Source organism: Streptomyces sp. NPDC003327, from assembly GCF_053589515.1.
The window spans coordinates 265,570-284,205 of the sequence record NZ_JBSFSA010000003.1 but is presented as its reverse complement, the minus strand read 5'-3'; the positions used below and the strand labels follow the sequence as shown (position 1 = coordinate 284,205).

Annotated in this window: 23 protein-coding genes; 18 read left to right on the top strand and 5 right to left on the bottom strand. The window is 72.6% G+C overall.

What is annotated here, in order from left to right:
- Window positions 1-17: 17 nt before the first annotated feature.
- Window positions 18-836 (bottom strand): response regulator transcription factor, encoded by an 819-nt coding sequence (locus tag ACWDVG_RS04540; protein ID WP_451696087.1) that lies wholly within the window; start codon window positions 834-836, stop codon window positions 18-20.
- A 406-nt stretch (window positions 837-1,242) separates the two neighbouring features.
- Here ACWDVG_RS04540 and ACWDVG_RS04535 point away from each other — a divergent pair, with 406 nt between their 5' ends.
- The 8 genes from ACWDVG_RS04535 to ACWDVG_RS04500 all read left to right on the top strand — a co-directional run bounded on the left by ACWDVG_RS04535 (window position 1,243) and on the right by ACWDVG_RS04500 (window position 7,235).
- Window positions 1,243-1,497, top strand: coding sequence for a MoaD/ThiS family protein (locus ACWDVG_RS04535; protein ID WP_451696085.1), 255 nt, complete (start codon window positions 1,243-1,245; stop codon window positions 1,495-1,497).
- 10 nt (window positions 1,498-1,507) lie between these two features.
- Entirely contained in the window at window positions 1,508-2,740 is a 1,233-nt protein-coding gene (locus tag ACWDVG_RS04530) for a hypothetical protein (protein WP_451696083.1), read from the top strand.
- Window positions 2,741-2,850: 110 nt separating this feature from the next.
- Window positions 2,851-3,537: an LmeA family phospholipid-binding protein gene (locus ACWDVG_RS04525; RefSeq protein ID WP_451696081.1), complete on the top strand. Its 687-nt coding sequence runs from the start codon at window positions 2,851-2,853 to the stop codon at window positions 3,535-3,537.
- Between the two features lie 174 nt (window positions 3,538-3,711).
- On the top strand, window positions 3,712-3,792 hold the full coding sequence (locus ACWDVG_RS04520) for a putative leader peptide (protein WP_350497993.1): 81 nt from the start codon (window positions 3,712-3,714) through the stop codon (window positions 3,790-3,792).
- 165 nt (window positions 3,793-3,957) lie between these two features.
- Entirely contained in the window at window positions 3,958-4,797 is an 840-nt protein-coding gene (locus ACWDVG_RS04515; RefSeq protein WP_451696079.1) for a sulfurtransferase, read from the top strand.
- 33 nt (window positions 4,798-4,830) lie between these two features.
- Window positions 4,831-5,121 carry a DUF1416 domain-containing protein gene (locus ACWDVG_RS04510; RefSeq protein ID WP_451696077.1) on the top strand — a complete coding sequence of 97 codons (291 nt, stop codon included), beginning with the start codon at window positions 4,831-4,833 and terminating at the stop codon, window positions 5,119-5,121.
- Window positions 5,122-5,292: 171 nt separating this feature from the next.
- A complete protein-coding gene (locus ACWDVG_RS04505; protein ID WP_451696075.1) occupies window positions 5,293-6,975 on the top strand; it encodes an IS200/IS605 family accessory protein TnpB-related protein in 1,683 nt (560 codons plus the stop codon).
- Window positions 6,972-7,235, top strand: a complete 264-nt coding sequence (locus ACWDVG_RS04500; RefSeq protein WP_451696074.1) for a DUF3099 domain-containing protein — start codon at window positions 6,972-6,974, stop codon at window positions 7,233-7,235. The genes ACWDVG_RS04505 and ACWDVG_RS04500 overlap by 4 nt, the downstream gene beginning before the upstream one ends.
- Window positions 7,236-7,238: 3 nt before the next feature.
- Here ACWDVG_RS04500 and ACWDVG_RS04495 read toward each other — a convergent pair whose 3' ends face one another.
- Complete coding sequence (locus ACWDVG_RS04495; RefSeq protein WP_451696072.1) at window positions 7,239-7,601, bottom strand: DsrE family protein; 363 nt, start codon at window positions 7,599-7,601, stop codon at window positions 7,239-7,241.
- A 105-nt stretch (window positions 7,602-7,706) separates the two neighbouring features.
- On the opposite strand from ACWDVG_RS04495, the gene ACWDVG_RS04490 reads away from it, so the two are divergent.
- The 6 genes from ACWDVG_RS04490 to ygfZ all read left to right on the top strand — a co-directional run bounded on the left by ACWDVG_RS04490 (window position 7,707) and on the right by ygfZ (window position 12,556).
- Window positions 7,707-8,522, top strand: a complete 816-nt coding sequence (locus ACWDVG_RS04490) for a hypothetical protein (protein ID WP_451696070.1) — start codon at window positions 7,707-7,709, stop codon at window positions 8,520-8,522.
- Window positions 8,519-9,346 (top strand): hypothetical protein, encoded by an 828-nt coding sequence (locus ACWDVG_RS04485; RefSeq protein WP_451696068.1) that lies wholly within the window; start codon window positions 8,519-8,521, stop codon window positions 9,344-9,346. Before ACWDVG_RS04490 ends, ACWDVG_RS04485 begins: the two co-directional genes overlap by 4 nt.
- Window positions 9,343-10,209 carry a hypothetical protein gene (locus ACWDVG_RS04480; RefSeq protein ID WP_451696066.1) on the top strand — a complete coding sequence of 289 codons (867 nt, stop codon included), beginning with the start codon at window positions 9,343-9,345 and terminating at the stop codon, window positions 10,207-10,209. Before ACWDVG_RS04485 ends, ACWDVG_RS04480 begins: the two co-directional genes overlap by 4 nt.
- Window positions 10,210-10,447: 238 nt before the next feature.
- On the top strand, window positions 10,448-11,020 hold the full coding sequence (locus tag ACWDVG_RS04475) for an FABP family protein (RefSeq protein ID WP_451696064.1): 573 nt from the start codon (window positions 10,448-10,450) through the stop codon (window positions 11,018-11,020).
- A gap of 97 nt (window positions 11,021-11,117) precedes the next feature.
- Entirely contained in the window at window positions 11,118-11,555 is a 438-nt protein-coding gene (locus ACWDVG_RS04470) for a Fur family transcriptional regulator (protein WP_451696062.1), read from the top strand.
- 20 nt (window positions 11,556-11,575) lie between these two features.
- Window positions 11,576-12,556, top strand: a complete 981-nt coding sequence (gene ygfZ / locus ACWDVG_RS04465; protein ID WP_451696060.1) for a CAF17-like 4Fe-4S cluster assembly/insertion protein YgfZ — start codon at window positions 11,576-11,578, stop codon at window positions 12,554-12,556.
- Window positions 12,557-12,605: 49 nt separating this feature from the next.
- Here the strand turns inward: ygfZ and dtd are convergent, their stop codons facing one another.
- Window positions 12,606-13,031, bottom strand: coding sequence for a D-aminoacyl-tRNA deacylase (gene dtd / locus ACWDVG_RS04460; RefSeq protein ID WP_451696058.1), 426 nt, complete (start codon window positions 13,029-13,031; stop codon window positions 12,606-12,608).
- 127 nt (window positions 13,032-13,158) lie between these two features.
- Between dtd and ACWDVG_RS04455 the strand changes: the two genes are divergently transcribed.
- The gene (locus ACWDVG_RS04455; protein WP_451696056.1) at window positions 13,159-13,773 is read left to right on the top strand and encodes an RsiG family protein; all 615 of its coding nucleotides are present in this window, start codon (window positions 13,159-13,161) and stop codon (window positions 13,771-13,773) included.
- A 67-nt stretch (window positions 13,774-13,840) separates the two neighbouring features.
- Complete coding sequence (locus tag ACWDVG_RS04450; protein ID WP_451696054.1) at window positions 13,841-15,085, top strand: GNAT family N-acetyltransferase; 1,245 nt, start codon at window positions 13,841-13,843, stop codon at window positions 15,083-15,085.
- A gap of 39 nt (window positions 15,086-15,124) precedes the next feature.
- Here ACWDVG_RS04450 and ACWDVG_RS04445 read toward each other — a convergent pair whose 3' ends face one another.
- Both ACWDVG_RS04445 and ACWDVG_RS04440 read right to left on the bottom strand, forming a co-directional pair.
- Window positions 15,125-15,907, bottom strand: a complete 783-nt coding sequence (locus ACWDVG_RS04445; protein ID WP_451696052.1) for an ABC transporter permease — start codon at window positions 15,905-15,907, stop codon at window positions 15,125-15,127.
- Window positions 15,900-16,973, bottom strand: a complete 1,074-nt coding sequence (locus ACWDVG_RS04440; protein WP_451696050.1) for an ABC transporter ATP-binding protein — start codon at window positions 16,971-16,973, stop codon at window positions 15,900-15,902. The genes ACWDVG_RS04445 and ACWDVG_RS04440 overlap by 8 nt, the downstream gene beginning before the upstream one ends.
- 151 nt (window positions 16,974-17,124) lie before the next feature.
- Here ACWDVG_RS04440 and ACWDVG_RS04435 point away from each other — a divergent pair, with 151 nt between their 5' ends.
- Both ACWDVG_RS04435 and ACWDVG_RS04430 read left to right on the top strand, forming a co-directional pair.
- Complete coding sequence (locus ACWDVG_RS04435) at window positions 17,125-17,892, top strand: TetR/AcrR family transcriptional regulator (RefSeq protein ID WP_451696048.1); 768 nt, start codon at window positions 17,125-17,127, stop codon at window positions 17,890-17,892.
- Window positions 17,893-17,960: 68 nt separating this feature from the next.
- The gene (locus tag ACWDVG_RS04430) at window positions 17,961-18,602 is read left to right on the top strand and encodes a TetR family transcriptional regulator (protein WP_451696046.1); all 642 of its coding nucleotides are present in this window, start codon (window positions 17,961-17,963) and stop codon (window positions 18,600-18,602) included.
- The last annotated feature ends 34 nt before the right edge of the window (window positions 18,603-18,636 follow it).

The window sequence follows — 18,636 nt, the reverse complement described above, 5'->3', positions numbered from 1 at the left end:
AGTCTACGCGGGGTGACCTACCTACCGGCAGGTCGCACTGTGGCGTCCGCCACGTTCGCGTCCTCCGAAGGGGTGACGGCGTCCGTGTCGTCCTTGACCCGGGAGCCCCCGCGCCCCTGCGGACGGGCCTCTTCCTTGCGGGCCTCCTCGGCCGCCCGCTCCACCTTCTCGGGCGCCACGAAGCGGTAACCGACGTTACGGACGGTGCCGATCAGCGACTCGTGCTCGGGGCCCAGCTTCGCCCGCAGCCGCCGCACGTGGACGTCGACCGTACGGGTGCCGCCGAAGTAGTCGTACCCCCACACCTCCTGGAGGAGCTGCGCGCGCGTGAAGACCCGGCCCGGGTGCTGGGCCAGGTACTTGAGCAGCTCGAACTCCTTGAAGGTCAGGTCCAGGACCCGGCCCTTCAGCTTGGCGCTGTACGTGGCCTCGTCCACCGACAGGTCGCCGTTGCGGATCTCCATCGGGGAGTCGTCCGCGACGATCTGCTGGCGGCCCATCGCCAGCCGCAGCCGCGCCTCGACCTCGGCGGGACCGGCCGTGTCGAGCAGGACGTCGTCGATGCCCCAGTCGGCGGTGACGGCCGCGAGGCCGCCCTCCGTGACGACGAGGATCAGCGGACAGCCCGGCCCCGTGGAGCGCAGCAGCTGACAGAGCGAGCGGACCTGCGGCAGGTCGCGCCGGCCGTCGACGAGGATCACGTCCGCGCCCGGGGTGTCCACGAGCGCGGGGCCCTCGGCCGGCGCCACCCGCACGTTGTGCAGCAGCAGGCCGAGTGCGGGCAGCACCTCGGTCGACGGCTGGAGGGCGTTGGTCAGGAGGAGCAGTGAGCTCATCGGACGCCACCTGTCTGGGTCGTCGGTCGGTCGTGCTTCGTGCGCTCGCTCATCACGTGGGTTCCTCCTCGGTCCCTGCGAGGACGTGCACTGCTTCGTACGGATCACTGCCGGCTCTCGCGCCCTGAGAGCTTTTGTTCATCCGTCCGTAACAACGGCCGGAAAACGCAAAAGGACCCGGGGGCTGCGTCGCCCGGATCCTCTGCCCAGCAGAATAGCCCACGAGACTTCCGCGGGAGAGGGGCGATTTCACATCGTGGATGTTTTCTCGCTCACTTCCGTCCATCTCTTCCCCGCTCTCCCTCGCACGGTACCGCCGCTCCGCGCGATCCGGCGGCGGGACGGGGCCGGCCGGGGATGGACCATCATGGGGGGCGGCGCGCACACGAACGAAGGGAGCGCCGCTATGGCAGCGGGAACCATCCGCTACTGGGCCGCGGCCAAGGCCGCCGCCGGTGTCGCCGAGGAGCCGTACACCGCCGACAACCTCGCCGAGGCGCTGGACGCGGCCCGCGCGAAGCACCCGGGCGAGCTCGCCCACGTCCTCCGGCGCTGCTCGTTCCTGGTCGACGGCGACCCCGTCGGGACCCGGAGCCATGAGACCGTACGGCTTGCCGAGGGCGGCACGGTCGAGGTGCTCCCCCCGTTCGCAGGAGGGTGAACCGGAGAACATGAGCGACGACCAGCGGTACGGCGGGCAGCCGTACGACCCGTACGCCCACGGGCACCACCAGAACCCCGCCGAGGTCACCCAGACCTGGGAGGGCCAGACGTGGGACACCCAGTACCAGCCGGCGGTCCAGCCGCGACCGGGGCACGCGCAGCCGCAGCCGTACGAGGAACAGCAGTACGCGCAGCCGCAGCCGCAGCCGTACGAGCCGCAACCGTACGAGGGGCAGCAGTACGCCCAGCAGGCGTACGCGCCGCAGGAGCAGCAGCAGTACGGGCAGCCTCCGTACGGCGAGCAGCACCAGCACCAGCACCAGCACCAGCACTACGCGCCGCCGCAGGAGCAGCAGCACGCGCCGGGGTACGCGCCCCAGCAGGCGTACGACGCCCCGGCGCACGCCCCCGCCCCGGAACCCGCGGCAGCCGTCGCCGCCCCCGGCCCCGCGTACTCCGCGCCCACCACCTCCGGGAACATCCGGCTGACCGACGCCCAGCGCGCCCGCGCCGAGGGGCGCTCGCCCGTGATCGAGCCGGGCATGCGGCCCGCCGTGCTCACCGCCGTCCTCGGCCTGCTGCTCGCGGGCGGCGCCGCCCTCGGCCCGTACGGGCTGCTCGTCCCGCTCGTGCTCCTCCAGGGCCTCACCGCCGCCGGCTGGTTCCGCCTCAACGGCATGTGGCCGGCCCGGCAGGGCATCGCCCTCGCCTTCCTCGGCGGCCTCGCCGCCGACGCGGCCCTGCTGCTCTCCGGCCGGGAGCACGCGGCCCCCGCCATCCTCGGCACCCTCGGCGTCTGGGTGCTGCTCTCCCTCGTCCTCCAGCTGCGCAGCCACGCCGACCCCGACGAGCGCATGTACGGCCTGATGGCCACCGTCGCCTCCGCGGCGCTGACGATCGTCGCCACCGGGCACCTGGGCGCCGAGCCCGACGCCGTGCTCACCGGCGGGGTCGCGGTCGCCGCCGCCGTCCTCGCCCGCGCGCTCCCGCTGCCCGGACCCGTCTCCCTCGTCGTCGCGCTCCTCGCGGGCGCGGGCGCCGGCGTCGCGGTCGGCGGGATCACGGACCTCGGCACCTCCGGTGCGCTCCTCGGCCTCGGAGCGGCGCTCTGCGCGCTGGTCGGCCTGCGGGTGGCCAGCTACGACTACCCGTCCCGCTTCGTGCACATGACGGCCGGCGTCGCGCTGCCCCTGACGGCCGCCGCGCCCGCCGTCTACCTGCTGGGCCGCGCCCTGGTCTGACGGGCGCGGGGAACCAATCCGCCCCCCGGCACGTCGATCTTCGTGTCGGGGGGCCGTTTTCTATCGTCGGACGTCGTCGCACGTCGTATCTCTGGGGGGACGCACAGCCCATGCGCGCACTGCGGATTCTGTTGATCCTGGCTGTCGTCCTCGGCGGAGTCCTGGTCGGGATCGACCGGCTGGCCGTCTCGTACGCCGAGTCGGAGGCGGCGGGCCGGGTGAAGCTCGGTTCCGTGCGGCCCGCGTCGACGGAGATCGACATCAAGGGCTTCCCCTTCCTCACCCAGATCGCGGCCAAGCGGTTCGACGAGATCGCGGTGGTGGCGACCGGGATCGAGACGACCGCGGGCGACAAGAAGCTGCGCATAGGCGAGCTCACCGCCGACCTGCGGGACGTGACCGTCACCGGCGACTGGGCGGGCGCGAAGGCCGGCTCGGCGACCGGCACGGCCCTCATCGGGTACGCGGACCTCGCGGCCGCCTCGGGCCGGGACGGCACCGTCGCGTACGGCGGCGAGGGCAAGGTGAAGGTGACGGGCTCCGTGACGTTCATGGGCCGCACCCTGACCCGCACGGTCGTCTCGACGGTCTCCGTCGTGAACGGCGACACGATCCGGGTCCGCGCCGACGAGGTGCCCGGCGAGGGCATCCCCGGCATCGAGGAACTGGTGCGCGAGCGCACGGACTTCGAGCGCGCGATCGGCCCGATCGGCGGCATGAAGGTGGAGCGCGTCGAGCCCCGCCCGGACGGTCTGGCCGTCACGGTGACCGGCAAGGACGTCGTCCTCGCCGGGTGACGATCACATACTGAGACACCGCTGTCCGATCCGCAGATGCCCCGCCGCACTCCGGGCCGCGGGGGCGTCCGGAGCGGCCCTTCACCGCGATCACGTCCCGCATCGTGGACGATCGCGTCTCACCATGCGACACGCCGGTGACACGGTCGCCTGTCCGTCCCTACGATCGAGGGCATGAAGCGACAGGCGGACCTCACGAAGCGGCGGGCAGTAGACCTGTGCCGCGTCGCCGCCATGCTCTGTCGCTCCGTCTGAGCGGGACACCGGACGCACGTACCGACACCCGCCGTTCCCCGGGCCGCCGACCCCTCGGTCGGGGCCGCCCCCGTGTAGCCGTACGCCGTCGTACGCCGAGCGCCGACGCGTACCCGCAACCACACCCGCACGACACCGCCGCACACTGCCCCGGAGGAGAACAGCATGGCTCGCAGCGACGTCCTGGTCGACGCCGACTGGGTCGAGGCCAACCTCGACAACCCGAAGGTCGCCATCGTCGAGGTCGACGAGGACACCTCGGCCTACGAGAAGAACCACATCCGCAACGCCATCCGGATCGACTGGACGAAGGACCTGCAGGACCCGGTCCGCCGCGACTTCGTCGACCAGGAGGGCTTCGAGAAGCTCCTCTCCGCCAAGGGCATCGCGAACGACACCACCGTCGTCCTCTACGGCGGCAACAACAACTGGTTCGCCTCCTACGCCTACTGGTACTTCAAGCTCTACGGCCACCAGGACGTGAAGCTCCTCGACGGCGGCCGCAAGAAGTGGGAGCTCGACTCCCGCGACCTCGTCGCCGAGGTCCCGGTCCGTCCGGCCACCGAGTACAAGGCCAAGGCCCAGGACGCCTCGATCCGCGCCTTCCGCGACGATGTCGTGGCCGCGATCGGCGCCCAGAACCTGGTCGACGTCCGCTCGCCCGACGAGTTCTCCGGCAAGCTGCTCGCCCCGGCGCACCTCCCGCAGGAGCAGTCGCAGCGCCCCGGCCACGTGCCGAGCGCCCGCAACATCCCGTGGTCGAAGAACGCCAACGACGACGGCACCTTCAAGTCCGACGAGGAGCTCAAGGCCCTCTACGAGGACGAGCAGGTCGACCTGGCGAAGGACACCATCGCGTACTGCCGCATCGGCGAGCGCTCCGCGCTCACGTGGTTCGTGCTGCACGAGCTCCTCGAGGTCCCGAACGTCAAGAACTACGACGGCTCCTGGACCGAGTACGGCTCCCTCGTCGGCGTGCCGATCGAGCTCGGCGCCAACAAGTAACCCCTTCTTCTCCTCCAGGACAGGACAGCGAACATGTGTGGAGCTCAGGTCGGCGGCCCCGACGTCAGCACGCTCAAGCCCGGTGAGACGGCCATCCAGGGCCAGGTGACCAAGGACGGCGAGCCCGTCTCCGGTTACGTCCGCCTCCTCGACGGCACCGGCGAGTTCACCGCCGAGGTCCCGACCTCGGCCACCGGCCAGTTCCGCTTCTACGCGGCCACCGGCGAATGGACCCTGCGCGCCCTGGTCCCGGGCGCCCAGGCCGACCAGAAGGTCGTCGTCACCGAGGCGGGCAGCCTGACGGACGTCGCCATCGCGGTCTGACCGCACGGCTCACCGACACGCCGCGCCGACTCCGCCCACCGGAGCCGACGCGGCGTGAAGCCTCACCCACTGGCCGAAGGGCCGCACCTCCTGGGGTTGGACGCTCTTGGGTGCGGCCCTTCGTGCCGTTCCGATCCGACGCCGCTCGGATCCGAGGGTTCGGCCGACCGGGTGACCTCGGCGCGTCCGGCTCGTCGCGAGCTGGCCGAGTTCCTGTCCCACCTCGCGTCCCGCGACCTCGCCGAGCGGGTGGCTCTGGGAACCCGTCACACCGCCGCGGACTTCGCCCGGAGGAAGCGCGAACTCACGGCCCTCACCTCCTCCCGCTGGGCGGGGACGATCACCCGTGGCTCGAACGACCAGTGGCAACTGGCTCGACGCGCCCAGGCGGCTCACCTCAAGGGCCTCCTCGCGGAGATCGAGGCGATCGAGCGGCGGCTCGCCGTCCCGGTCGCCGAACGTGACGAGTCCTCGCGCATCAAGGGATATCCGACGCGCCGTGTGCGTGCGGCCAAGCAGCAGCGCCTCCAGGGGCTCCGGGCGCGGGCCGCCCGGGTCGCCGCCGACGCGGCGGCGGGGCGAGTTCGCGTGGTCCGCGGTGGCAAGGACGCTCTGCGCGAGCGACTGCACCTGAACCGGTCGAGCCGGTCGTTGGAGGAGTGGCGGGCACGCTGGTGGGAGGCGCGGAACCGGATCGAGGCGGACGGCGAGGCCGGGAAGACGTACGGGAACCAGTCCCTGCGGGTCGGCCCCGACGGCGTCGTCGTGGTCAAACTTCCGCCGGTGCTCGCCGAGCGGCACCGGGAGCACTGCGACCGCTTCGGCCGCTACACCCTGGACGCGCGCTGTCGGTTCGCGTACCGGACAGAGGAATGGCGCGCCCACGTCGAGGCGCACCGGGCGGTCGCCTACTCCGTGCGGTTCGAAGGGGATCGCTGCCGCCTGACCGCGTCGTTCTCCGTGGCGACGGACGACCTCCGCTCGAGCGCCGACGACGGGACGCTGATGGCCTCGGGGTTGACGGGCGGAGTGCTGGGGATCGACCAGAACGCCGACCACCTGGCGGTGTGGCGTCTGGACCCCCATGGAAACCCGACGGGGCGCCCCAGGCGCATCGACCCGGGCTACGGCGGTCCGGTCTCCCGCCGGGACGCTCAAGTGCGGCACGCCTGCAGCACGCTGATCCGGACGGCCAGGGAGTCCGGCGCGACGGCCCTTGTCATCGAGGACCTGCACTTCGCCACGGGGCGTGAGCGGTGTGGCTGGCCCGGACGGTCGGGACGTCGGTTCCGCGGAGTAGTCGCCGGCATGCCGTACGCACGTTTCACGGCGCGGCTGGTGGCGATGGCACACCGGGCGGGCCTCATGGTGATCCTGGTGGATCCCGCGTACTCCAGCCGATGGGGTGCCCAGCACTGGCAGCGGAGTACGAGTACGGCACGAGCGAAGACATCCCGGCACGAGGCTTCGGCTGTCGTGATCGGGAGGCGCGGCCAGGGGCTGGGCGCGCGGCGCAGGGCAGAGAAGACCGTGTCCCGCAGGCAGACGGAAGCGGTCGGGCGAGCGCGCGGGAAGGTGCGCAGCCCGGCTGACACGGAGACCCATCGCCCGCCCGCGCACCGGAGTGGACCCGGTTTCCGCCGCGCACAGAGGACCGCCGATCGTCCGGAGGACGGCGCACGGGATGCGTCCCGCCGACGGACGCCGACAGCGGTCCAGGCCGCCCAGGACCGTTCGGGGCTGCCCGCCGGGGACATGGCTGTTCCGGTGGTGAGGGACGGTTGGACGCCATCACCAGGACTCGGGGCACGGCCCTCCGGTCTCGGCCGTTCCGGTCGTACGCTGGGGGTGTGATCGCACGACGTCGGCGCGTCTACTTCTGGATGATGGGCGCCTGCCTGGTGCTTTTCGTGGGCGCCTGGGCCGTCGTGCGGCTCTTTTCCATGCCGGTCGCCGTCGGCATGTGCGTCGTCGCCATGGTCATCCCGCCGGTCGCCGCGATGGTCGCGAACCGCCGGGGTCCCGACGACCGCTGGTGGGACGATCCGTCGGGTGACCCCACGTCGGACGAGTGGTGGGACGAGCTCGACGGCAGGAAGCGCCGTGAGCGGTAGGCGTCAGTAGACGAGGGCCTGGGTGTCGTCCGCGAGGGACTCCTGGACGAAGACCTGGGCGCCCGCGATGCGGACGCCCTTCAGGACGTCCTGTTCCGTGATCTCGCGGCGCGCCGCGCACTGGGTGCAGAGCGTCACCCGGCCGGCCGCGAGGATCGAGTCCAGCAGGTCCGGGAGCGGGGCGGCGTGCGGGAGGTCGAACTCCGCCGCCCGGCCCGGGAGGGCGAACCAGGCGGACTCGCCGGTCAGCCAGAGCGAGACGTCCACGCCGCTGGCGACGGCGACGGCCGCCACCGTGAAGGCCTGGGAGCAGCGTTCGGGGGCGTCGGCCCCTGCGGTCACCTTGATCACGAGCTTCTTCGCCATATGCCGAACTGTAATGCGCGGCCCTGCAACCCCGGGCGTCCCTCGCGTGTCAGGGGGGTGCGCGGTGTATTCGGAATCCGCGCCTCCTGTCTCGTGGGGGGACTCTTGAGTATCGAAGAAAGTATCCAAAATACGGATACACCAGCTGAGCCGCTTCCGGAGCCCGCCCCGGGACCCGACGCTCCGGCCGCGCGCCCGCGCCGCAGGACCGCCCGCACGCTCGGCCTCCTCGCCGTCGCCGCGGTCGTCGGCCTCGTCGGCGGCACCGCCGTCGGCTACGGCGTCCAGGCGCAGCGCGAGCCCACCCCGCTGCCGCCGCTGAACCAGCCGGACCTCGCCCATCCGGCGCAGCCGCTGCCCAAGGGGCAGAAGCCGGTGCCGCTCCCCGCGTCGGAGGACCGTCAGGCGAAGGCGCAGGGCGACCTGCGCAAGCTGCTGCTGCCGAAGCCCGAGGGGACGAAGAAGGGCGAGGTGGGGGGACGGGACAACTGGCTCGCCGTCTCCCAGTACGTGGCGGAGTTCAACGATCCCGGCGGTGCCCTCGACACCCAGCTCGACCGGGGCATCCGGCGGATCGCGGCCACGTCCTGGGACGCGGGCGAGCACAAGCGGACCGAGATCCGGCTGGTCCAGTACCGGGCGGGCGACGTCCTGGGCGCGCAGGAGCACATCGAGAGCCAGCAGGACTACATGCCGGACGAGGACTTCGCCGAGAGCGAGGGCACCGCCCTCAAGGGCTCGTCCAACGGCCGCTACTACGTCTTCCCGGTGAGCCGGAAGGCGGGCTACCTGGACCTGTACGAGGCCAGGGCCTACTTCCACCGCGGTGACGTCGCGGTGGAAATCTTCGTCACCGACACGAAGAAGATCTCCGCGAGCGAGATCCGTTCGCTGGCCGAGCGACAGCTGGGGCGCCTGTGAGTGAGGACCGCAACGACGTGACCGTGGCCGAGGCACCCGAGGCCGGAGCGAAGAAGGGGAAGCGGGGGGTGGCGCGCGTGCTGCTGCGCGTCGTCCTGCCGTCCGTGCTCGTCCTCGGCCTGATCGGCGGCGGCGTCACGTACACCGCCGTCACCGTGGACTCCGCCGACCGTTCCGCGCCGACCCGGCTGTGGGGCCGTACGGAGAAGACGGCGCAGGACAAGGACCCCGCCGGGGACCTCACGCGCGGCCGGGCCGACACGCCCCTGAGCAGGCTGCTGCTGCCGCTGCCGGAGGGGTACGAGTTCGGCCCCGACGAGGAGCTGTACGGGAACGACGGCGAGCTCGGCGCCGCGGAGGCCGTCGCGCTGATGAAGCAGGCGGGCGAGGGGCTCTCCGGCAAGAAGCGCCGCTCCTTCGAGAAGGAGATCGACAAGCTCGGCGTCGAGGGCATCGGCGTCCGTTCCTTCGCCGACGTGAACAACGACGTCGTCGTCACCTTCGAGGTCGCGCGCATGAAGGACAAGAAGCGCATCAAGGACACCTACCGGCTCCGCAAGGAGGTCATGGACTTCCTGGAGCTTCCGAAGGGCCCCGCGGTGAAGGGCCACCGGAACGCCGTCTGCTACCTGGCTCCCGTGAACGAGTCGCTGGACGAGGAGGAGCGCAGGACGGCGCTGGAGGAGATGATCTGCCTCGCCCACGACGCCGAGGTCTTCCTCACGATGAAGGCGGCCGGGGCCAAGCCGTTCGACAAGGCCCGCGTGGCGGAGCTGCTGAAGCAGCAGCTCGACCACATCGCGTCCCCGGGGGAGTACGTATGACCGAGCAGCTGACCGAGCAGACCGAACCGGCGCCCGCGTCGGTGCCGGTGCCGACGCCGCCGCCGACGGAGGCCGCTCCCGAGCCGCCCGCGCCCCCGAAGGCCCGGTCGTCCCGGCGGCCCCTCCTGTGGGGCGTCGTCCGCTGGACCGCCGCCGTGCTCGTGTGCGGGGGGATCGGAGCCGGCACGGCCCTGGGCATCACCGCCATGGACCGGCACGAGGTGCCGGGGCTCGCGACCGAGTCCGACGGCCGCTGGGCGTACCCGAAGCTCGCCCTCCCGGCGCTGCCGGAGGGCGTCCCCCGTCCGTACACCCGGGGCAACGCCGGCGAGATCCACCACGCCGACCTCAGGCAGCTGCTGCTGCCCGCCCCGGCGGGCGCCACGCCCGACCCGAAGCTGAAGGGCGGCTGGGCCGGACTCGACTCCTACCTCGCGCTGCTGAAGGAGCAGGACCGCGGCCCGGTGGAGCGGTACCTGGCCGACTCCGCGCTCCGGCACGTCGCCGCGCGCGGCTGGACCACGCCCGACGGCACCACCACCCGGATCCACCTCCTGCGGTTCACGTCGGTGGCGTTCGCGGAGGCGTTCAAGGACGAGACCATGCGGGACATCTCGCAGAGCAGCCGGCTGCCGCTCGGGGTCGAGGCGTCGAAGATCGACATGTCCGTCCAGGACGTCGCGGTGCCGTACCTCTCCGTCTACGCGTACGCGGAGGAGCAGCCGTACGGCGCCGAGCAGACCCGCTGGGCGTACATCCAGGCCGGGGACACGTTCGGCGTGATCACCCAGACGCGGAAGGGCGGGACGCTCACCGTCCCCTTCCAGCAGACGGTCGTCCTCCAGGCGCAGCTGCTCGGCTGACGGTCCGGCGGTGATCGTCGGCGAGACCCACCTCACCGCGTGGGCCGGGCCCCCGCCCACTAAGCTGGGGTCCGGCCCGTTCCGCCTTCACCGCTCGTCGAGGAGCACCCCGTGATCATTTTCTTCGAAGCTCTCCTGGTCCTGGTCTGCGTCGGCGTGCTCGCCTTCACCGGACTGGCCGTGAAGAAGCTGTACCAGGGCCAGCGCTAACCACCTCTAGAGAACGCCAGAGCTGCTCATGATCGAGATCCCGTCCGACCTCAACCCGGACCTCGTCCCCCTCGCGTTCCTCCTCGGTACGTGGGAGGGCGCGGGCGTCTCCGACTTCCCGGGCGCCGAGAAGTGCAACTTCGGCCAGTCCGTGACGTTCAGCCACGACGGCCGGGACTTCATCGAGTACCACTCGCACTCCTGGGTGCTGGACAACGACGGCAACAAGGTCCGCCCGCTGGAGAGCGAGAGCGGCTACTGGCGGATCGACAAGGACCGCAAGGTCGAGGTCGTCATGGTCCGTGACCAGGGCGTCGTCGAGATCTGGTACGGCGAGCTCGCCGACCAGAAGCCGCAGATCGACCTGGCGACGGACGCCGTGGCCCGTACCGCGGCCTCCGGCCCCTACAGCGGTGGCAAGCGCCTGTACGGCTACGTGAAGAGCGACCTCATGTGGGTGGGCGAGAAGGCGACCCCCGAGGTTCCGCTCCGGCCGTACATGTCGGCGCACCTGAAGAAGGTCGTCACGCCGGAGGAGGTCGCGGAGATGGCCCGCAACCTGCCCGACATGCCGGACGACGGCATCGCCTTCTTCCGCTAGGCCGATCCCGTCGGACCGGGCCGCACGGTCCGGTCCCGCACGGTCCGGTTCCTGGACGACCCGGGGTGGCGCGCCGCGTCCTCCTACACTGGAGGGCGTGGTGAGCACCGACTGGAAGAGCGACCTGCGGCGGCGCGGCTACCGGCTGACGCCGCAGCGCCAGCTGGTCCTGGAGGCCGTCGACGCGCTGGAGCACGCGACGCCCGACGACATCCTCTGCGAGGTCCGCAAGACGGCCTCCGGCGTGAACATCTCCACCGTGTACCGGACGCTGGAGCTCCTGGAGGAGCTGGGGCTCGTCAGTCACGCCCATCTCGGTCACGGTGCGCCGACGTACCACCTCGCCGACCGGCACCACCACCTGCACCTGGTCTGCCGGGACTGCACCGAGGTCATCGAGGCGGACGTGGAGGTGGCGGCCGAGTTCACCGGGAAGCTCCGGAAGACCTTCGGCTTCGACACCGACCTGAAGCACTTCGCGATCTTCGGGCGGTGCGCGGACTGTTCGAACAAGGACGCGGCCGCCGAGTCGTAGGCGAGTCGTAGGCTGGCTTCATGCAGCGACCTTCTCCGCACAGCCCCCTGTTGTCCCTGCCCGGTGCCGTGGCCGCCGAAGGCCGTGACGAAGGCGTCGCCGCGCACTACGGCGACCTCTTCCGCGAGCAGCGCGCCCTCGCCGACGGCCGCGGGTTCGTCGACCTCTCGCACCGGGGCGTCCTCACCGTCTCCGGCGACGACCGGCTGAACTGGCTGCACCTGCTCCTGACGCAGCACGTGAGCGCGCTGCCGCCGGGGCAGGCGACCGAGGCGCTGATCCTCTCCGCGAACGGGCACATCGAGCACGCCCTGTACCTCGTCGACGACGGCGAGACGGTCTGGGCGCACGTCGAGCCGGGCACGCGGGAGGAGCTCCTCGCGTACCTGGAGTCGATGAGGTTCTTCTACCGGGTGGAGGTCGCCGACCGCACGGACGAGTTCGCCGTGGTCCACCTGCCGGCCGGTTCCGTCGCGGAGGCGCCCGAGGGCGTGGTCGTACGGGAGACGGCGTACGGCCGCGACCTGTTCCTGCCGCGCGCGGACCTGGAGCCGTTCGCCGCGGACCACGGGCCGGCCGCCGGCCTGCTCGCGTACGAGGCGCTGCGCGTGGAGGCGCACCGGCCGCGGCTCGGCTTCGAGACCGACCACCGGACGATCCCGCACGAGATCGGCCTCATCGGCAGCGCGGTGCACCTCCAGAAGGGCTGCTACCGGGGGCAGGAGACCGTCGCCCGCGTGCAGAACCTGGGGAAGCCGCCGCGTCGGCTCGTCTTCCTGCACCTGGACGGCAGCGAGGTGCTGCTGCCCGCGCACGGGGCGCCGCTGCGGCTGGCGTCGGACGGGCCGGAGGGGCGGCAGCTCGGTTTCGTGACGAGCGCGGTGCGCCACCACGAGCTGGGGCCGATCGCGCTGGGGCTGCTGAAGCGGAACGTGCCGGTGGACGCGCCGCTGATCGCCGGGAACACGGCCGCGGCGCAGGAGACCGTCGTCGAGCCGTAGGGGGCGGAGGCGGGGTCCTGGACGGGGGCCTCGCTCCTCGGCCTTCGGGTCAGACCTCGATCAGGACCGTGAACGGGCCGTGGTTGGTGAGCGAGACGCGCATGTCCGCCCCGAACCGGCCCGTCTCCACGTCCGCGCCCAGCTGCCGCAGCTGTGCGACGACCTCGTCGACGAGGGGTTCGGCGACCGGGCCGGGCGCGGCGGCGTTCCAGGTGGGGCGGCGGCCCTTGCGGGCGTCTCCGTACAGGGTGAACTGGGAGATGACGAGGAGCGGCGCGTTCACGTCGGAGCAGGACTTCTCGCCCTCCAGTACCCGGACGGACCAGAGCTTTCTGGCCAATTGGGCGGCCTTCTCCGGGGTGTCGTCGTGGGTCACCCCGACCAGGACGCACAGGCCCTCGCCGACGATCTCACCGACGGTCTCTCCTGCGACGACGACGCTCGCGCCGTCGACCCGCTGCACGACTGCTCTCATACGGACCAACCTACCGACTGACCCATCGGGGGCCGAACGGGTGCAGACCGACTGCGTCGGCCCGGGTACCAGTGGCACCATGCCTGTCAGGCGGTGCGGCTCCGCACCGGTCGAGGGGACGATTCTCATGAGTGCACCTGGCACCGGGCCGACGCCGTCCGGTCCCGTACCGCTGACGCGCGTCGGCGGTTCCTCCCGCGGCGGTTCCTCCGTCGGGCGCCCGCCGGCGCAGCGGTCCGGGGAGGCGGCCCTCGCGGACGGGCCGCAGCCGGACCTCGGCACGCTCCGGCTGCCCGAGCTGCGCGCCCTGCGGCGCGACGCGCAGAGCGCCGAGGCCGATCTGAGCTACGTACGGAGGATGCTGCAGGGCCGCATCGACATCCTGCGGGCCGAGCTGGCGCGCCGGACCGACCCGGAGGCCCCGGTGCTCGACCGGCTCTCCGAGATCCTGGCGGACGTGCCGTCGCGGCACCGCAGTTCGGCCCGGCACGTGACGATGTCGACGCCGCGCGGGGACGAGTACCGGCGGCTGGCGAGCGAGATGCTGTCGGAGGTCGAGCTGTCGGACCTGACCGCCCGGACCGACGACGAGCTGCACACGGCGATGGGGCGGCTCGCGGGGTACGAGCAGCAGATCTCGCGGCGCCGGCAGTCGTTGCAGCGGACGGCCGACGACTGCGGCGCCGAGATCGCCCGCCGCTACCGGGAGGGTGAGGCGCAGGTCGACGACCTGCTGGCCTGAGGCGGGCCCGGTCCCCGCCGGGAAAAGTCGGATGCGGGGGCCGAACGGCCGTGCGTAGGGTCGGGGGATGAGTCTCGACGTGCGCGCGGTGACGGAGTCCGAGGTCCCCGACTGGCAGCGGAGCCTGGTGACGGGGTTCCTCAAGCCGCCCGTCCTCCCCGACGGGCTGGTCGAGGACCGGCTGCCGCACATGGACCTCGCGCGGACGCTCGGCGCGTTCGACGGGGACCGGATCGTCGGCACCCTGCGGTCCTTCCGTCAGGAGGTCAGCACGGTCGGCGGGGGTGCGCTCACCGCCGACGCGATCACCCAGGTCACCGTCGCGCCGACGCACCGGCGGCGTGGTCTGCTGAGCCGGATGATGACCGCCGACCTGGTGGCGGCGAAGGAGCGGGGCGACGCGATCGCGACCCTGATCGCCGCCGAGTACCCGATCTACGGGCGGTACGGCTTCGGCCCGGCGAGCTGGTGCAGCGAGTGGAGCGTGGACCTGCGCCGCGCCGGGCTCGACCCGCGCCGCACGGGCCGCCCGGAGGACGGGGGCCGCATCGACCTGGTGGACGGCGCGGAGATCCGCAAGCTGGGGCCCGAGCTGCACCGCCGGCTCGCGGGGGTGCGGGCCGGGGTCACCGACCGGACGGCGCGCGGCTGGGACGCCGCCACCGGGCTCGGGGTGCGCCTGGAGCCGTGGAAGGAGCCGTTCTACGCGGTGTACCGCGCGGAGTCCGGTGCGGCCGAGGGTTTCGCGGCGTACCACGCGGACGACAAGTGGGACGACGCCAAGCAGCCGGAGAACACGGCGACCGTACGGGACCTGATCGCCGTGACCCCGGCGGCCGAGCGGGCCCTGTGGATGTTCCTCTGCTCCGTCGACTGGGTGACGACGGTCCGCTCCGGCTACCGGGCGCCCGACGACGTGCTGCCGCTGCTGCTGCCGGACCCGCGGGCGGCGAGGCTGGTGACGTACGCGGACATGATGTGGGTGCGGGTCCTCGACGTGGCCCGGGTCCTGGAGGGCCGGACGTACCCGGTGGCCGGGAGCCTCGTCCTGGAGGTGCGGGACGGGGGCGGGCTCGCGGGCGGCCGGTTCCGGCTCGACGCGTCGCCGGAGGGCGCAGCCTGTGTGCGTACCGCGGACTCCGCCGAACTGGCCCTCGACATCGCCGAGGTGGCGTGTCTGGCGTGGGGTGACGAGTCCGCCGTACGGCTCGCGCGGCTGGGGCGGATCGAGGAGCGGGTGCCGGGGGCGGCGGCCCGCGCCGAGCTGCTGTTCCGTTCGGCGCTGCGGCCGTTCTCGCCGGACATCTTCTGAGGCGGAGCCGGATTCCGTACGCCGCCACCGCGTGGACCCTTACGAGGTGCGGCGGCGGAACAGGGCGCCGGAGGAGGCGACCGCGAGGAGCAGCAGCCCGGCGCACCAGGCCAGGGCCGTCCAGGGTGCGGCGCCGACCGGCCGGTCGAGCAGCAGGCCGCGCATCGACTCGATGAGCGGGGTGACGGGCTGGTGCTCGGCGAAGCCGTGCAGCCAGCCGGGCATGGTGTCGATGGGCACGAACGCGCTGCTCGGGTACGGCAGGAACATCATGAAGAAGGTGACCGCGCCGGCCGCCTCCGGGGTCCTGGTCAGCAGCCCCGCGGCGGCCGAGAGCCAGGACACGGCGGTGATCCAGGCGAGCAGCAGGCCGATCGCGGCGAGCCAGCCGGCCGGGGTGGCGGCGGGCCGGAAACCGATGACGAACGCGACCCCGAACACCAGGGTGGTGGAGCAGGCGTTGCGGGCGACGGAGGCGGTGACGTGCCCGGCCAGGATCGGTACGCCGCCGATGTCGAGGGTGCGGAAGCGGTCCACGATCCCGCTCCTCATGTCCTCGCTGACGGCGACGGCGGTGCTCGCCGCGCCGAACCCGGCGCAGAGGACGAGGACGCCGGGGACGACGTACGTGACGTACGTGACGTGGGCGACGCCCGTGTCGATGGCTCCGCCGAAGAAGTAGACGAAGACCAGCATCAGCATGACCGGCAGCATCATCGCGGTGACGACGGCGTCGAGGTTGCGGCGGCTGAGGCGGATGCCGCGCCCGGCGAGGGTGCTCGTGGCGGTCAGGGTTCTCGTGGCGGTCAGGGTGTCAGGCACGGGTGGTCTCCTCGTGGTGCGGCGCCCGGGTGTTCGCGGCGGGGGTGCCGGCGGTGGTGTGGGCGCGGGTGTCGGTGAGGGTGTCGGTGAGGGACAGGAAGACGTCGTCGAGCGTGGCGGTGTGCAGGGTGAAGCGGCTGATGTCGCGGCGCTCGGGGTCGAGTTCGTCGAGCAGGGCGCGGACGTGGGCGGCGCTGCCGTCGGTGGGGATGCCGAGGGTGAGGGCGTCGGGGTCGTGGGTGGTCGCCCGGCCGGTGAGGCGCAGATAGCTCTGCCGGTCGCGCAGGACGAGGTCGAGGCGGTGGCCCGCGTAGCGCTCCTTCAGCTCGGCGGGGGTGCCCTCGGCGACGACGCGGCCCGCGCCGAGGACGGCGACGCGGTCGGCGAGCCGGTCGGCCTCCTCCAGGTACTGGGTGGTGAGGAAGACGGTCGTGCCGTCGGCGGCCAACTCGCGGACGGCGTCCCAGAGGTCCTGGCGGCTGCGGGGGTCGAGTCCGGTGGTCGGCTCGTCGAGGAAGACGACCTGCGGGCCGTCGGTGCCTTCGGGGCGGGGGCTTCCCGAGCGCCGGGGGCGGAGGCGGGCGGGTGGCAGGTCGTGGTGCGCGGTGTCGCGGACGAGGCCGGCCGCGAGGTCGAGCCGGCGGCGCATCCCGCCGGAGTACGTCCTCACCAGCCGGTCGCCCGCCTCGGTGAGGCCGAAGCGGGCGAGGAGCCGGTCGGCGCGGAGGGCCGCGTCCCGGCGGGAGAGGCCCGAGAGGCGGGCGGCCGTGCGGAGGTTCTCGGCGCCGGTCTGGGCCTCGTCGAGGGCGGCGTACTGGCCGGTGAGGCTGATCGCCCGGCGGACCCGGGCGCGTGCGGTGACGACGTCGTGGCCCGCCACGCGCGCGTGGCCCGCGTCGGGGGTGGTGAGGGTGGTGAGGATGCGGACGGTGGTGGTCTTCCCGGCGCCGTTGGGCCCGAGGAGGGCGAAGACGGTGCCGCGCTCGACGCGGAGGTCGAGCGCGTCGAGGACGCGGACGTCGCCGTAGCTCTTGGTCAGACCGGTGGTCTCGATGGCCGGAGGCATGGGTGTACTCCTTGGGTCCCTGTCCCTGGGCGGACGCGACGGCGTGCAAGGCCCACGCCCATCTACTGCGTATGCCTTACGCGTTACTGTGTAAGGGTTACGCATTACTAGGATGGGCGTCAAGCGTGCGAGGCGGCGGAGGCGGCGAGTGGTGGCGGACGGTGACCCGAAGGACGGGGGCGGGACCTTCCTGCCGCCAAGCATCGAAGCGGCCTGGGGACTGCGCGAGCGCCCCTCGAAGGGGCCGAAACCCGGACTGAGCCTGGACCGGATCGTCGACGCGGCCGTCTCCCTCGCCGCGACCGAGGGGCTCGCGGCCGTCTCCATGGGGCGCGTCGCCAAGGAGCTCGGCGTCTCGCCGATGTCGCTCTACCGGTACGTCTCCGCCAAGAGCGAGCTGTACGTCCTGATGCAGGAGGCCGCGACCGGCGCCCCGCCCGCGCTCTTCCCGCCCGGCACCCCCTGGCGCGAGGCGCTGGAGCGCTGGGCCGAGGGGATGCGCGAGGTGTACCACCGCAACCTCTGGATGCTGCGGGTCCCGGTCTTCGGGCCGCCCGCCACACCGAACATGGTCGCCTGGTGGGAGAAGGCCCTCGTCGCCCTGGAGGGCGCGGGCCTCGACGAGGGCACCAAGACCTCGGTGACCATGCTGGTCGGCGGCTTCGTCAAGAGCGACGCGATGGTGTTCGCGGACCTGGCGGACACCATCGCCGCGAGCGGGGAGGACCCGGGTCAGGTCCTCTCCCGTTACGGCCGCACCCTGCGCAGGCTGGCCGACCCCGAGAAGTACCCGGCGGTGGCGCGGATGCTCGACTCGGGCGTGATGGACGTCGCCGACGAGTCCGACTACGAGTTCCGGTTCGGGCTCGCGAGGATCCTGGACGGCGTCGAGGCCCTGGTGGAAGGGCGCGCCTCGTGAACGGGGAGCCGGGAGCGCGAGAGCCGGGCGGGCGGGGCGTGGGCACGGGCGCGGGGGAAGCGGGGGGCGTGAGGGCGGCCGGGGCGGCGCGGGAGCCCGGGCTGCGGGAGCGGAAGAAGGAACGGACCCGGCGGGCGCTGTCGGAGGCGGCCATCGGGCTCTTCCTGGAGAAGGGCTTCGACGCCGTGTCCGTCGCCGAGGTCGCGGCCGCGGCCGAGGTCTCCAAGCCCACCCTGTTCCGCTACTTCCCGGCCAAGGAGGACTTGGTCCTCTACCGGTTCGCCGACCACGAGGACGAGGCCGCCCGGGTCGTCGCCGCCCGTCCGGCGGGGTCGTCACCGCTCGACGCCCTCCAGGCGTACTTCCTCGACGGCCTCGAACGCCGTGACCCGTTCACCGGCCTGTGCGACGTGCCGGCCGTCCTCGCCTTCCAGCGGCTGGTCTTCGGCACCCCGGCGCTCCAGGCCCGGCTCTACGGCTATGTCGGCAGGTCCGAGGCGGCCCTGGGTGCCGCCCTTGAGGCGGCGCTGCCTGGCGACCCGCTGCGGGCCCGGCTGGCCGGCGGGCAGATCGCCGCCGTGTTGCGGATCCTCGCGGAGGAGAACGTCCGCCGGGTCGCGGCGGGCGAGAGCGCCGACGCGCTGTACGAGGGGGCCGTCGCGGCGGCGCGGGGTGCGTTCCGGGGGCTGCGGGACGGTCTCTCTTACTGATCCACGGTAAAAAATGTAACCGAGTAAAGCAAAC